Origin of the sequence: Alteribacillus sp. JSM 102045, from assembly GCF_041949975.1 — a bacterium.
GTDB lineage: Bacteria > Bacillota > Bacilli > Bacillales > Marinococcaceae > Alteribacillus.
On record NZ_JBHFQG010000059.1, the window covers coordinates 1 to 11,957 of the forward strand.

At 36.5% G+C, this 11,957-nt stretch carries 10 protein-coding genes and 1 pseudogene; 8 read left to right on the forward strand and 3 right to left on the reverse strand.

Annotated features, from left to right (window positions below; genetic code table 11):
- Positions 1-162: 162 nt before the first annotated feature.
- Positions 163-992: pseudogene (locus tag ACE1TI_RS20825) on the forward strand (group II intron maturase-specific domain-containing protein).
- A gap of 102 nt (positions 993-1,094) precedes the next feature.
- On the opposite strand, the gene ACE1TI_RS20830 reads toward ACE1TI_RS20825, so the two are convergent.
- A complete protein-coding gene (locus tag ACE1TI_RS20830) occupies positions 1,095-1,358 on the reverse strand; it encodes a DUF2624 family protein (RefSeq protein WP_375009444.1) in 264 nt (87 codons plus the stop codon).
- 286 nt (positions 1,359-1,644) lie between these two features.
- Between ACE1TI_RS20830 and ACE1TI_RS20835 the strand changes: the two genes are divergently transcribed.
- On the forward strand, positions 1,645-3,021 hold the full coding sequence (locus tag ACE1TI_RS20835) for an ATP-binding protein (protein ID WP_375009445.1): 1,377 nt from the start codon (positions 1,645-1,647) through the stop codon (positions 3,019-3,021).
- Between the two features lie 495 nt (positions 3,022-3,516).
- A complete protein-coding gene (locus tag ACE1TI_RS20840; protein ID WP_375009446.1) occupies positions 3,517-4,215 on the forward strand; it encodes a lytic transglycosylase domain-containing protein in 699 nt (232 codons plus the stop codon).
- Positions 4,216-4,355: 140 nt separating this feature from the next.
- Here the strand turns inward: ACE1TI_RS20840 and ACE1TI_RS20845 are convergent, their stop codons facing one another.
- The gene (locus ACE1TI_RS20845) at positions 4,356-6,443 is read right to left on the reverse strand and encodes an RNA degradosome polyphosphate kinase (protein WP_375009447.1); all 2,088 of its coding nucleotides are present in this window, start codon (positions 6,441-6,443) and stop codon (positions 4,356-4,358) included.
- A 67-nt stretch (positions 6,444-6,510) separates the two neighbouring features.
- Entirely contained in the window at positions 6,511-8,076 is a 1,566-nt protein-coding gene (gene ppx, locus ACE1TI_RS20850; RefSeq protein ID WP_375009448.1) for an exopolyphosphatase, read from the reverse strand.
- A gap of 166 nt (positions 8,077-8,242) precedes the next feature.
- Between ppx and ACE1TI_RS20855 the strand changes: the two genes are divergently transcribed.
- The 5 genes from ACE1TI_RS20855 to ACE1TI_RS20875 all read left to right on the forward strand — a co-directional run bounded on the left by ACE1TI_RS20855 (position 8,243) and on the right by ACE1TI_RS20875 (position 11,755).
- A complete protein-coding gene (locus ACE1TI_RS20855; protein WP_375009449.1) occupies positions 8,243-9,016 on the forward strand; it encodes a metal ABC transporter ATP-binding protein in 774 nt (257 codons plus the stop codon).
- 1 nt (position 9,017) lies between these two features.
- Positions 9,018-9,887 carry a metal ABC transporter permease gene (locus ACE1TI_RS20860; RefSeq protein ID WP_375009450.1) on the forward strand — a complete coding sequence of 290 codons (870 nt, stop codon included), beginning with the start codon at positions 9,018-9,020 and terminating at the stop codon, positions 9,885-9,887.
- A 63-nt stretch (positions 9,888-9,950) separates the two neighbouring features.
- Complete coding sequence (locus ACE1TI_RS20865) at positions 9,951-10,784, forward strand: metal ABC transporter permease (protein WP_375009451.1); 834 nt, start codon at positions 9,951-9,953, stop codon at positions 10,782-10,784.
- Complete coding sequence (locus ACE1TI_RS20870; RefSeq protein ID WP_375009452.1) at positions 10,784-11,215, forward strand: Fur family transcriptional regulator; 432 nt, start codon at positions 10,784-10,786, stop codon at positions 11,213-11,215. The genes ACE1TI_RS20865 and ACE1TI_RS20870 overlap by 1 nt, the downstream gene beginning before the upstream one ends.
- 120 nt (positions 11,216-11,335) lie before the next feature.
- Positions 11,336-11,755 (forward strand): DUF4190 domain-containing protein, encoded by a 420-nt coding sequence (locus ACE1TI_RS20875; RefSeq protein ID WP_375009453.1) that lies wholly within the window; start codon positions 11,336-11,338, stop codon positions 11,753-11,755.
- Positions 11,756-11,957 lie beyond the last annotated feature (202 nt).

Sequence of the window (11,957 nt, forward strand, 5' to 3'; positions counted from 1 at the left end):
GATCCTTCGGGGAGCCGACTCCTGTGAAGACACAGACAACTCCAGAACGGAGCCTGCTTAAGGGAGGAAGTGGTGAAGTCCACGGGGGACCTTGAGAGGGTGGAACAGGAGAGGAAGAGAACGAAGTCCATCGCTCGCGTAAGGAGAGAATCGCTTTGATGAATCACATTCAATAAAGGAAGCCACGGTGTGGATGGCATGACCGTAAAAGACCTGCGACATCATGTATCGGAACACTGGGAAACCTTACGAGCTCAGAGAGACGGGAACCTATGAACCGTCTCCCGTCCGTCGAGTCGAAATCCCGAAACCAGATGGAGGAGTCCGGTTTCTAGGCATCCCTACTGTGGTGGATCGTTTCATCCAACAGGCGATTGCGCAAGTATTGTCCAAGGTCTATGATCCCACGTTCTCGGAATACAGCTATGGTGTCCGCCCGAATCGGAACGGACACCAAGCCGTCCGCCAGTCGAAAGCATATATTCGAGAAGGGAAACGCTGGGTCGTCGACATGGACCTGGAGAAATTCTTTGACAAGGTCAACCATGATAAACTGATGGGACTACTAGCGAAAAGAATGGAGGATCAATCCCTCCTTCGTCTCATCAAACGATTCCTGAAATCGGGCATTGTGGCAGAAGGCGTGGAGTATGGAATGCCGCCTGTACAAACTGAACCAGTTCCTAGTTGGGTTGTGCGGGTACTTCGCCTTAGCCGACGCGAGGAGCACGTTCAAGGCGCTTGATGAATGGATACGAAGACGATTGAGGATGTGTCTATGGAAAGAATGGAAATGGCCGCGTACACGTAAGAAGAACTTGATTCGCCTTGGAGTTCCCAAAGGGAAAGCGCATGAATGGGCGAATTCCAGGAAGGCCTATTGGAGAATTTCAGCCAGTCCAATACTACAAAGAACCCTAAACAACTCCTACTGGAGCCGTTTAGGGTTGCGTGATCTGTTTCCTAGATATCAATTCTTACGTCAATCATAGAGAGAAACCGCCGTATGCGGATCCGTACGTACGGTGGTGTGAGAGGACGGAGGTTAATCACCTCCTCCTACTCGATTTCCAGTTTCCATGTACGTTTTTAAATTATATTTCTCCAATAAAATCTTTGAATAATTGTTCTAATACGACATAAGTTTTTGGAGAAACAATTTCTTTTGCTTCATGCAAAAGATTTGTCATGGATTGTTTATTGTCTGTAGACCAGTTACTCGATTTAACAAGTTTTAAAAGAGCAGCGGCTTCATCATCTGATACGGTGACGCCGTATAAAGCTCCATAATGAACGAGGTCTTTCGGGTGCAGTTCAGAAATTTTATATTTAATATATTGATCTTTAAAACGATTCATATATATCGCTCCTTTATCCAAAAAATGTCGATAACTACGAATGAAATATCTTTTTCATCATATGTATGTATCGTGAATAAGTGAGAAACTCTGGGAATTAAGTCTAAAAATAAAAGTAAATAAACATGCAAAAAAAGTAGGCATTTTTTGAAAAATTTAGTATAATCAAATGGAGGCAAGAATTGGAATTGAAAAAAGCTATTATTAATCTGATTAATCATAATAAAAATGCTGTGGACAAGCAGCAATACTTAACGGGGGTTTGGTTAGATCAAGGAGGGGTTCTATGTACGAATCATTACGTACATTAAATACAATTGATTTTAAAAATGAGTTCGAAAATTTAAAGGCTGATGCTGAGTTAATTCTTAGTAAAGAAGGTCATATTATTTCACTGAATAGTATAGGCAAAGAACTCTTTAACGACAGCCGTTATTTTTATGATTATTTTACCTCTTATTATGCAGAACAAGCGCTTTATTATATAAGACAAATATGTGAAAAGGGATCGTACTCTAACTTTTCACTGCTCCACCGCTTTTGTGATAAAGAATCTTATATGCAATACAGCGGTGCAATAAAAAATGGTTATATTTTACTTACTGGAAGAGAAATGGTTACTTCGCCACCATCATTAGATCTAAATGATCTATTATCTCATTTTGAGCACGCTTATGCTATTGTAAACAGAACGCTTGATATTGAGCAAAGCAATGAGGCATTTTGTCAATACTTTTGTGAAGACGATAAAAACAAATATGGCAATAATATGAATATTAAATTTTTATCAACTAACAGTGAAGGACTTAAAGTAGCATCACGATTAGTTAAAGATGTACTTGAAAAAAAAACCCCCCTTCAATTAGAGGTTAAAAATGACCATAGCGGGGAATGGCTTAATTTAAAAGGGATCTACTTACAGGAGAAAAATAGTGTACTGTTAATGATTTATGACTTGTCCTATGAAAGAAAATATACTCACCTGCTGACTTACCAGGATCAAATGGAGTCTGTTTCTTACTTATCTGCTGGAGTGGCGCATGAACTAAGAAATCCCTTATCTGTTATCAAAGGTTTTTTACAATTATCTGCATTAACTGATAGTTTTGATAAATACTCTAATACGATTCTATCGGAAACAGAAAGAATGAATGAGATAATTGACAATTTTTTATCGGTAGCAAGAAAAAAAGCCAAGAAAGAAACACGCACACCTAAATATTTACTAGAAAGTGTAATAGATATTATAAGATCTGAATGTTTAATGCAAGGAATTCATTTTCATTACAATGTAGAGCCTGTAGAGGATAAGGTGGAGGTTAATGAATCATCGTTCAAGCAGATTATTTTAAATGCTCTGAGAAACTCCATTGAAGCCTTTCCAGAAGACAGTAAAAAGAATGTATTTACTCTGCAAAGCTTTGCTGAAAATGGCTCTTTAATTATTAAGTTAAGTGATAATGGAGGAGGTATTCCAAACGAAGTATTAATGAATCTCGGAAAACCTTTCTTCACTACAAAGGATAAAGGCACAGGGGTTGGTATTCCATTGTGCAAGAAAATTATGGAAGAACACAATGGAACATTTAAAATAGAGAGTAAAGTGGATGAAGGAACAATCATAACGCTTACTTTTCCTTTAAAGAAAATGTGTAATATATAATTAGTAAGTATAAAAAATTGTATGATGAATATGTTTTAAAGTCTGCCTGATTTGTAAAGATCGGGCAGATTTTTGTGTTTTTTTGTAATTCATCCGGAAATATTGACCCTTAATAATTGTTTTGGTAAAACCATATATCGTAGTGGTTTGTATATCTGAAAGTTTTGATACGAACTTATTGGGGTAGATAGTGTATTTGGCAATCGTTTTTTGTAGGTAATGGCAATCTTAATTATTTAAATAACGGTATATAAATCCACACCCAGGAAACTTGACATGGAGCCTCTGTGGCCAAGATAAAAGGCAAGAGGGCACAGGATCTGCTTGGCAAGGTAGCCTATCATGGCCACTTTCTCCATGTAAAGTTATTTTTATACAAAACTATTGCATGATCATGATTGCCAAAACCTACATAGCACCTTTGCCATAAACAGATAGCTGTTATTGCTGAAATCCTGTTTTCTTTCCTTTTAGAGTTTGGCCGGAGGTGTAAGTTTGAATAGGAAACTGTATTTTTTAATAGGAATTATATTTTTTGCATTATTTTTAATGACTGCTTTTGAAAAAGCGCATATAGAAGAGCATATGGAAAGGCTTGAAGATAAAAGCGAGGAATTAGAGAAAGCAAAAGATTTTGAAAAGAAAATCGGTTATTTGGATGAAACGAATGAGATAGAATGGGATATTGAGTATCATGAATGGGCAGACGCTAGAGAACAGGCAGAAGCATTAAAGAAAGAAAGCGATGGAAGATTTGAACTGGATTGGGGGACCTATTTAATTCATCAAGCTAAAAAGAAAAATATTAATCCCGCTCTAGTTTTTGAACTCTTAAATGTAGAAACAGGAGGAAAATTTGATCCTGAATTAGTAGGCCCGCCAACCAAATATGGAAAAGCTTATGGAATGGCACAATTTATGAAAAACACAGGACCGTGGATTGCAAAAAAAGCGGACATGCCTTATAGTCATTCTTTGCTGTTTGACCCATTTTATTCTATACAACTATCTATTGAATATTTAGATTATCTCTATGAAAAATACGACAATTGGGATAAAGCCCTTACTGCTTATCATAGAGGAGTAGGCGGATTAAAAGCTTATGAAGACAAACACGGAAATGCTAAGAGCTGGTATGCTGAAGAAATTCAAGAAAAAGCGGACAAAAAAGAAGAATCACTAGCAAATAATTAAACTAGAGGAAGGGGCTGTCTTAAAAACTGAACAGCTCCTTCTTTCGTATGCGAGACGTGCCCTTTTCGCACCATACCCTGGATTTATTTTACATAGCTGTGAAGCTGATTGTCCCCCCTTAATACTTACTGTTTTGATATTTATTCATGGTACATTTCATTTGGTTGAGATGCCATTTTATAAAATATTAGCTGAGAGTTGAATGGCTCTTCTTCTGAAAATTTTGCATAATGATAGTTTCCTACTTTATCTTGAAACCGTGTTTTAATGTTATCTTTTAAAGTAAGGTATAGTACATTTAACAAACGTTCTTTCACCATGAAATCCAATATTGGGAACATTATCTCAATACGCTTTTCCATATTGCGGGTCATCCAATCAGCAGAAGATAAGAAAAGTTTATCATCACCATCATGATGGAAATAAAAAATACGGCTGTGTTCTAGAAAGCGTCCGATAATACTGCGGACACGAATATTTTCACTTATTCCGTTTATACCAGGCCGGAGACAGCAAATACCACGCACAACAAGGTCTATAAAAACTCCAGCTATTGAGGCTTTGTAAAGTTTTACGATAATCGGTTTATCTGTTAGTGAATTCATTTTTGCAATGATTTTTCCGTTTCCATGTTTTTTATGAAAAGCTATTTCGTCGTCTATATACTGTAATAAATGATTTCGTGTTTCACCGGGTGATGTACTAAAACGATTCCAAACAGGCTTATTACTATAACCACTGAGATAATTAAAGAAATTTGTAGCATCTTCTCCGAACTCTTGTTTAACAGTAAATAAGCCCATATCTGTGTAAAGCTTTGCAGTCGAATCATTGTAATTGCCAGTCCCAAGATGTACAAAGCGTTTAATTTTTCCGTTTTGTTTTTTAACAATGAGAGTTATCTTACTGTGCGTTTTCAAACCGGTTATGCCGTAAATAACATGTACTCCTGATTTTTCTAATTTCTTTGCCCATTGAATGTTATTTTCCTCATCGAAACGAGCTTTTAATTCAACCAATACAGTTACTTGTTTTCCATTACCAGCTGCTTCAGCAAGAGCTTTAATGATTGGAGAATCGCCGCTGACACGATACAAGGTCTGTTTAATAGCTAATACTTCCGGGTCTTGGGCAGCTTTACTAATAAACTCAATAACAGGCTGGAATGATTCATATGGATGATGAAGCAAAATATCTCTTTGTGAAATAGCTGAAAAGATATCATCTTCCCCGGCTAAATCTTGAGGCGTCTGAGGAATAATGGTCTCATCTATGAGATGATCATATTCTCGTAATTTATTTCGCAATGACATTAAAAAAGTCAAATCCAGGGGTCCTTTAAAAGAATACACGTCTTTTTCATGAAGTTCTAATTCGAATGTTAAATATTGGAGCATTTCGGGGTCCATCAGTTCCTTTTGATATTCAAGGCGGACAGCAGCCCCCCATTTTCTTTTTTTAAGTTCCTTTTCAATCTCGCTGAGTAAATCACGGGCTCCTTCTTCATGAATAGTTAAATCAGCATTTCTAGTAATACGGAAGGGAGATACAGACATTACTTCATATCCTTCGAAAAGTTCCCCAATAAACTCGCTGATTACTTCTTCTAGCATAATAAAGCACTTGTGAGAGTAAGGTGTATCAGGAAGTTCCACCACACGGTTTAATACAGATGGCACCTGCACGATAGCTAAGCTTTTTTTTGCAGGTATACTTTTTTTATGCAGTAGAACAGCCAGGTTTATGGATTTGTTTAACAGCATGGGAAATGGACGATAAGCATCTACAGCCATTGGAGTTAGGACCGGGAAGATGTATTGTTTAAAATGAAATTTTAAATATTGAAGCTGCTCCTTGTTTAATTCTTTTATTGTAAGAAACTCAATGCCTTCCTTATAGAGAAGAGAAAGTAGTGTTTCTACATAAAGTTTGTCCTGTAAACTCACTAACTCACGGTTTATCTTAGTAATGGCGCTTAATTGCTGCTTTGGCGTCAGCCCGGCTTTGTTTTCAGGCTTGTTATATCCTGCTATAACCTGATCCTTCAAACCAGCAACCCTGACCATAAAAAATTCATCTAAGTTCGAACTAAATATACCTAAAAACTTTAGTCGTTCAAGAAGAGGATTGTTTTCGTCTAAGGATTCTTCTAGTACTCTTTCGTTAAAAGCAAGCCAGCTTAGTTCACGGTTATTATAGTAAGCAGCGTTGTTTAAATTGCAGACCATTACTATCAAACACCTTTCTACATACAAAACCATTTCAAAATTGCAGTACTATTTTGCTAACAATATTTTAATTTTTTGTTAATTTATTATTAGATATAAAATGCAGGTGTACTGGCCTTTTCAGCACTTTTTCTAAGTGCTTTTTATATTTATTGCTTTTAACCTGCTCAAAATAATTATTTATATCCTTGCGGCAGTATATATAGAAGTGAAGAGTTCTTCCTGTTTTTTTTACAGCAAGGTCCTGTACTACCTTTCGTTTGGTTCGGTCTAAAGAATAAGCAAGTTTTAAAATACTTCCCAATAGTTCATAACGTTTTTGTTCTTCTTTAGTGATTAATGGTTTAAATGGACGAATAAATCGTTTATACCAGGATTTGGACTTAAATGAAGCTATACAAGCCATAGCAAGCCTGTCTGTATGGGATATGCCGTCGATGGAACGGTTGGTTAATACATAAAAAGTATGCTGACTACTCGCTTCATGGCTGATAAATTCGCCCATATATAGAACTCTTGCACTTTGCTGCAGTAAATAAAGATTTTTAACGTTTATAAATAGTGCAGGAATATAGGGCTCAAGGGCTGTATAAAGCTGGCATGCAATTCTACCAACTTCAAATACATAGTCTTCGTTTATATCAAATTCACGGCTTAATTGAAAAAAGCTTTCTTTGGAAACAACAGGAAAGTAATCCATAGAATTATTCTTTAACATTTCCTCGAATAAGAGGCCATCTCGGAGTCCTTTATTACTCATAATAAAAATATCAGCCGCTGCATATTCCATTAGTACAAAAATCACTGTGACAGCAGGGATAATAATATCTGCTCTATCTTTAGATAACCCTTCCATGTTTTCTCTATCTTTTAATGAAGAATTTTTTAATAATGCCAGCGTAGTCTTTACATCATTAGATTCCATCTTGTATTGATGAAGACCGGCCAGAGGATAATTGATTTGTCCCTGGTGGATAAGAGACATATTACGAGCACTTCCTCCGATACCGATAACAGGCAGGTTCTGGGATTGTTTCAACCAAGGAAGGGTAGAAAATTGTGCTTTAATAAAATCTGCTAATTTTTCTAAATCATCTTTATCTGGTTCATTATCGGGAAAAAACTGGTTTTTTAACGTTAAAGCACCAAATGGAAAGCTGTGTGAGCGAACGAGATCTTTATTTTGAAAAAGAGTGATCTCTGTGCTTCCACCTCCAATATCAATAGTGATGCCATCAGAGAGGTATGTGGAATTTACTACAGCAAGATAGCCATAGTAAGCTTCATCTTCGCCGGACAAAACTCTCACATTCAAAGAAGTTTCTTGATGAATAAAAGAAAGGATTGCTTCACGATTTGACGCATTTCGAATAGCAGCAGTAGCTATCGCTTGCACTTTGTTTACGTTATGATAATAAATAATTTCTTCTAATTGTTGGAGAGAATGTTTTAATATAGCAAATCCTTCGTCAGTTAGTTTGTTCTTATCGTCAATATGATTACTTAAACGAGCTGTTTTTTTAAGGTTATGTATTTCTCTTGCTCCTCGTTTTTCATCCAGCTGATGAATAACAAGCCGAATAGAGTTAGAACCTATGTCGATAACTGCAATGTGTTCTTTTTGTTGAGGCATTGGATGACCTCCCAGTATAAATAATAAATATTCTAACATCATAAATGCTGATTGAGGCAAGAGCAAGGTGCACTTAGATTTACAATCAATTCTCAATCCTGTATACTCAATAAGGCAAAAATCGTAATCATTCTTATCAGTATGATATTGCAATAGGGGTGAGCTCATGGACAAGAGTAACCAAGAAACACCAATAGTTCAAATAAATAATGTTTCTTTTCAATATGGTACCCAGCCAATATTGGAAGATATAAATCTTTCCATTAAAAAAGGGTCTTTTTTAGGTTTAGTAGGGCCAAATGGTTCTGGTAAATCGACTTTAATAAAAATTCTACTTGGATTAGAAAAACCTAATAAAGGACAGATACGAGTTTTTGATACTCCAATTAATAAGTTTAAAGCCTGGGAAAAAATTGGTTATGTTTCTCAAAAAGCAAATAGTTTCAACACTGGATTTCCAGTTACCGTATATGAAGTCGTTTCAATGGGGCTGTATGGAAAAGTAGGCTTACTGCGTTTTCTTAACAGAAAACACAAAAATCAAATCCATGAAGCTCTTGAAAAAGTTGGAATGGATGAATACAAAAGTCGAAACATCGGAGAATTATCAGGTGGACAGCAGCAGCGGGTATTTATTGCACGGGCACTTGTCAGTGATCCAGATTTTTTGATTCTAGACGAACCAACCGTTGGAGTTGACGCTGCTTCTGTTCAACATTTTTATGAACTTCTGACAAAGCTGAATGTAAAAAAGAATATTACGCTTCTGCTTGTTACGCATGATATAGGGGCTATGACTAGCTTTGTAACGGATGTTGCCTGTTTAAATAAAAACCTCCATTTTCATGGGTCTTCCCAGGACTTTAAAGAAAGTGATTTGTCTTCTTTATATGGTCATGATGTACAAGTTATCACCCATGACCACGGAGGTGCGGACTAATATGTTAGATATTTTTTTGAAGTATGAATTCCTTCAAAATGCTTTCTTTGTAGGTCTTATGATTGGTTTTTTAGCACCCGTGTTAGGTGTTTTTATTGTCGTTCGAAAGCTGGCATTAATTACCGATGCATTGTCTCATATTACATTAACGGGAATCGCTTTTCATTTACTTCTCGCGCAAAGCTTTACTTATCTGCAGCCTATCAATCCTTTATATATGGGGATGGGTTTTTCTGTTGCCGGTTCACTTTTTATGGAAAAACTAAGGCATATTTACACCGCGTACCAAGAGCTTGCTATACCAATTATTCTCTCTTCAGGCATCGGGCTTGGTGTGGTTTTTATTTCCTTAGCAGATGGGTTTAATAATGATCTTTTTAATTATTTATTTGGCAGCGTAATTGCAGTAACAAGAGATGATCTGTGGACAATTGGCATAATTACCGCCATCATAACTATGGTTCTCTTATTATTATATAAAGAATTACTTTTCTTATCATTTGATGAAGAACAGGCAAAAGTAAGCGGACTGCCAGGAAAATGGATAAATGGTATTTTTATCATTATGACGGCGCTGGTAATAGCTTCATCGATGAGGATTGTCGGCATACTCTTAGTTTCTTCTTTAATGATTCTTCCTGTTGCAGCAGCAATTCAATTGGCTAGAAGCTTTAAACAAATGTTTTTATATGCTGTTTTAATTGGAGAAGCTGCTGTAGTTGCAGGTCTTATATCAGCCTTTTATTTAGATCTTGCCCCTGGCGGCATGATAGTTATTATTGCTTTAGTTCTTTTATCACTTGTACTAACAGGCAGAAAATTAGCTGGTCTGCCACTTCAGACCTTTCGAAATAAAGGACAGTGTGTGTAGATTGTGTAAGCAGAAGATTATCTTGTAAAATGTATTGTAATCACACAAAATGAGATGATAGGAATGGAATTTACATTTATTGAACGCGGTGTGATAGCAGCAATACTTATTGGCTTGATCGCACCACTTGTAGGATCACTATTAGCTGTTCGCCGGTCTTCGATTATATCTGACTCGCTTTCGCATGTCACTTTAACGGGAATTTCTGCAGGAGTCCTGCTTGGACAAACTGTAAATTTTACTGAAGTTAATCCATTGTACATCGGTTTTATTTTTTCCCTTATTGGATCGTTAGTAATCGAAAAATTAAGGCAGACGTATCATCACTTCCAGGAGCTCGCTGCTCCAATTATTTTATCTGCTGGAATTGGAATTAGTGCTGTAATCATGAGTGCTGCTCGAGCTGGATATAGTGAGTGGTATGATTATTTATTTGGTTCTATTGTGTCAGTGACAAACGAAGACTTAATTTTTATTGTTCTGACTGCATTATTTGTCATTTTTTTATTAGGTTTATTTTATAAAGAATTTATTTCTGTCTCGTTTGACCAGGAATATGCTAAAGTTTCAGGCGTTTCCGTAAAATACATCAATTTTCTTTTTTCTCTTCTTATCGCTTTAGTAATATCCATATCCATGAAAGTCGTAGGCATTTTGTTAGTTGGGGCGCTAATTTCTCTTCCTGTTGCCGCTTCTTTACAGATTGCGAAAAGTTTTAAGCAGTTACTAATATGGGGGGTAATTTTAGGAGAAGCCGCTGTTTTAGCAGGAATATATTTTTCGTATCATTATGATATTGCAACCGGAGGAATGATTGTTGTTACTTCTTCTGTGTTATTGATCATCATTTTATTAAAACAAAAATACCTGTACGCTTTTGACGGGAGGAATAAATGATGAACGTACAGCAAGCGTTAAATAGATTAAAAAAAGAAGGATTTAAATTTACTGGTAAAAGAGAGCAGCTTCTTCACCTTTTTGCTGAAGAGAAGCGTTATTTGTCGGCTAAAGAAGTATTAGCTGCGATGCAGAAAATGTATCCTGGTGTTAGTTTTGATACAGTGTACCGTAATTTAGCATTATTTGAAGAAATGGGTATTTTGGAGATGACAGAGTTAGAAGGAGAAAAACGTTTTCGTTTTAGTTGTTCAACGACAGAGCACCATCACCATTTAATTTGTCTTGAATGCGGGAAAACGAGACAAATTCATTCCTGCCCGATGGATTGGATTGAAGAGAGTGTAGAAGGTGATTTTGAAGTTACAAGCCATAAATTTGAAATTTATGGGTATTGTACGGACTGCCAAATGCTTAGTGTTCAAAAATAAGACGGTGGCAGGGATGTTTTAAATTGGAAGTTTTAAAGAGATGCCCTCGGGGATAATAAGAATGCTCTTTTTTTAGCACTTTATGTTGAATAAAAAAAGAGCAGGGAGGGGGGCAGCAGTATGGACGAAAATAAACAAAATGATGAGCTCGAAAAAGAGGCAGATCTTCTCGCAAATGAAGAAGATTATCCAGAGGACAACCTGGATAAGACAGACTATGACATCGAAACAGCCTCCGAGGTTGCAGCTCCTGGTGTTGGAAATAGAGCTAATTTAGCAGAGCCTGAACGAGAAGAAGAAGAGCAGGATGCGACAATGGAAGCAAATGTTAACGACGAATCTTTAGGAAAAGGCCTGGGGATTACAGCGTTGATTTTAAGCATTTGCTCTTTATTCTTTTTACCTGTTATTACAGGTGGTGCAGGTATTGTACTTGGTATTTTTGCGGCTAGAAGAGGAGCAAGAGCTTTAGGGTATTGGTCTATCGGTCTTGGTGCTTTTTCCATTGCTATGACTGTACTTTTTGCACCATTTTTTTAGATAGTCAACAGTACCACGATTAAAAAGAGCTGTTCCGATATCCTCGGAACAGCTCTTTTTAATAAGGTAAGAAAGTGGCTCTATTATAATTGTTGGGGTATGAAAAAATTTAGACATAAAAAAACACGCAAGCTCCAAAATCCTTTACACTTGAATTGTCCAAGAAACAAGAAAAAGATTGGAGTTGCGTGTAGATGCATTT